This is a genomic window from Hydrogenivirga sp. 128-5-R1-1 (assembly GCF_000171895.1).
In genome coordinates, this window is record NZ_ABHJ01000240.1 from 1 (window position 1) to 1,769 (window position 1,769).

A 1,769-nucleotide genomic window follows, 5' to 3' on the forward strand; every position below is an offset into this window, starting at 1 on the left:
CCTCTTCACTTCAGAAACTATTCTTTCAGCCATATCCATTGCAGCTGTATTGTAAATTTTACCTATGTGGGATACAGGATTTTTACCTGCTGCAGCTTCTAAACTCATTGGTCTGTAAGGAGTAATAAGCCCGTTAACTCTGTTTCCTCTCCCAATTTCACCATCATCACCAGCTTCAGCAGAAGTTCCTGTAACAGTTATATAAACAGAGCCTTTTTCTTCTTCATCAGCTGTATTTAAAAATATTTTTACTTCCTTTGTTGTTAACTTTTGGGCAATTGAATATGCATAATTTTCAACTAACTCTTTTTTCTCTTTATAGTCATTTATATCTTTCACGTATTTATCAACAAAAGCCATCGCAATTGTTATTCTAATCTGGTCGTAATTCCTAACACCCATTATTTTTATATCTTCACCAACGTAAGGATGGTTTTTTTTAAATTCTTTGCTGTTTAAAGTTCTTTCAAGCTCATAAACTATTGTTTCTGTATCGTTAAATGGAGCAAACCCTGTTCCAAATGAAGTATCATTTGCTAAAGGAATCTCACCTTTTAGTTGAAATCTTTCAAATAGCTCTACAAGGTCTTTTGAACCTGGTTTTAGTTTTGGAATTATGGTTATATGATTGGCTATATCAAGGTTTGGAATATTTTCCTTTAACCATTTGTGAGCTGTTTCTACTGCAAGCTCTTCTACTGGAAGTCTTTTCCCATTTAATTCATTTATTGCCCTTCCAGTTAAATAAACTTCAATTGGGGAAACTATAAATCCACCACCAAATTTAGGCTCTGCAATTCCGCCAATTAAAAGAGCCTTATCAACGTTGTGGTGCATTATAGCTCCGCATTCTTTCAAATAAAGCTCAGATAAAGCGATTGACAGTTCTTCGCCAAGAGCATCACATATAGTATCTGGATGACCTGTTCCTTTTCTTTCAACTATTTCAACAGGTTGGTTTTCAACTTTTGTAAATTCTAACTGTCCAACAGAAATATTTGCCAATTTTTTACCTCCAGAGAATTTATGAAAATTTTGAAGTAATTAGAATAATATATTTTGTAAAACTTTACAATAATATACTGTTGGTATAAAATATTAGTCTTGATTTTTGACCTGAAATTTTATAAATTATATCTAATTTTTGAAGGAGGAATTTATGGCTCATACAAGAAACGCAAGAAAAAGAGTTAGACAGGCTGAAAGAAGAAGATTAGAAAATAGATACCATATTTCAAGAATGAGAACCGCTTTTAAAAGAATAAGGGAAGCATTGAAAGAAGGAGACATTCAAAAGGCAGAAAGTTTACTCCCTTTAGCTCAAAAGATAGCATATAGAGCTGCTGCTAAAGGTGCTATCCATAAAAACGAAGCAGCAAGAAGAGTTTCAAGATATGCTCAAAAAATAAATGCAGCCAAAGCTCAAGGCTGATAAAATAAATACTGTGGCGGTGTAGCTCAGCTGGTTAGAGCACACGGCTCATATCCGTGCGGTCGCAGGTTCGAGTCCTGCCACCGCCACCATTAAAAATGAATGTTGAAAAAAAATTCCTCCAGTGCATAAAAGATTTTAATTTAATTTCCGAAAACGATAAAATTCTTGTAGCTTATTCTACAGGCGCAGATTCATCAGCTTTAGCATTCCTGCTCACAAAATTAAAAGAATATCTGAAAATAGGTAAAATAGCCCTTGCGTATTTAAACCACAGCATTAGAAAAGAATCTGACGAAGAAGAAATTTTTGCTAAACAATTTGCAGAAAAGCTTGG

At 34.0% G+C, this 1,769-nt stretch carries 3 protein-coding genes and 1 tRNA gene; 3 read left to right on the forward strand and 1 reads right to left on the reverse strand.

Features of this window, described 5'->3' with window-relative positions; all coding sequences use genetic code 11:
* Positions 1-1,005: methionine adenosyltransferase (locus tag HG1285_RS02905; RefSeq protein WP_008289009.1), on the reverse strand; the 1,005-nt coding region annotated here is incomplete at its 3' end.
* Positions 1,006-1,159: 154 nt separating this feature from the next.
* Between HG1285_RS02905 and rpsT the strand changes: the two genes are divergently transcribed.
* The 3 genes from rpsT to HG1285_RS02890 all read left to right on the forward strand — a co-directional run.
* Positions 1,160-1,432 (forward strand): 30S ribosomal protein S20, encoded by a 273-nt coding sequence (rpsT, locus tag HG1285_RS02900; RefSeq protein WP_008289010.1) that lies wholly within the window; start codon positions 1,160-1,162, stop codon positions 1,430-1,432.
* A 15-nt stretch (positions 1,433-1,447) separates the two neighbouring features.
* Positions 1,448-1,524 (forward strand) — tRNA-Met (locus HG1285_RS02895).
* A partial coding sequence (locus HG1285_RS02890) for an ATP-binding protein (RefSeq protein ID WP_281429726.1) occupies positions 1,489-1,769 on the forward strand: 281 nt, incomplete at its 3' end. The genes HG1285_RS02895 and HG1285_RS02890, both read left to right, overlap by 36 nt.